At 41.7% G+C, this 978-nt stretch carries 1 pseudogene; it reads left to right on the plus strand.

Annotation, left to right across the window (positions count from 1 at the left end):
• Nucleotides 1-978, plus strand: a pseudogene (locus ACFIJK_RS09370) (hypothetical protein); the annotation flags it as partial.

The following is a 978-nucleotide window of genomic DNA, read 5'->3' on the forward strand; positions in this document are numbered from 1 at the left end:
ACAGCTTTTGAAGGCATTGATACGAGTATCAAGAATGTGAATCAGCGGATCAAAGATGTGACACAAGGTGTTGCACAAGATTCTTTATCATGGAACAAAGATGAAAATGCCTTTACTGCAAAACATGGAGAAAAAGAAGATGAGAAAACAAACAGCAAGATCACGTTTCTTAAGGATGGTGAGCTCTCAAAAAAATCAACCGATGCGGTGAATGGTTCACAGCTCCATTCTACGAACACAGCCCTTGCTAAATATTTTGGTGGCGATACTAAGTATGAGGAAGGCAAATGGACAAAGCCTGATTTCAAAGTTGCGCAATTTGATGCTGATGGCACAGAAGGTGACAAGAATACTTATCACAATGTTGCTGATGCTTTTGAAGGTGTTAACAGTGCTTTCACCACTTTGAATGAAGAGATTGTCGATGTAAGAGACAGTATCCTTGTTAAGGAAGAAGAAGAGGTTACTTTAGCGCGTAGTCTCCGTTCGGGGGGAGCGACTATTATCACCATTGGTAAGGGATCAGGCGGCACTAAACTCAGTGTTTTAAACAAAGACGGTAAAGAACGGACAATCGCCGGTGTGAGTGATGGATCACTTTCAGGAACCTCGACAGATGCGGTTAATGGCTCACAGCTTTTTACCACCAATGAAAATGTTACTAAGGTTGCTGAACATACAGCGAAATATTTTGGTGGTGATGCTAAGTATAAGGATGGTGAATGGACAGATCCCACTTTCAAGGTTAAGACCGTTAAGGAAGATGGCACTGCAGAAGATAAAAGCTATACTGATGTAGCTTCTGCCTTTGAGGGTGTAGGGACTTCTATCACAAATGTAAAAAAAGAGATTAACAAGGTTGTAGGTGATAGCCTAGTTAAACAGGATACGGACAGCAAGGCTATCAAGATTGGTGCGGAGACGGAAGGCGCTACAATCAATATTGCAAATAAGAGTGGTGCTGATCGTGTTATTTCC

Source organism: Bartonella sp. PS17NMGDW, from assembly GCF_042193555.1.
In the GTDB taxonomy this organism is placed as follows: Bacteria; Pseudomonadota; Alphaproteobacteria; order Rhizobiales; family Rhizobiaceae; genus Bartonella; species Bartonella grahamii.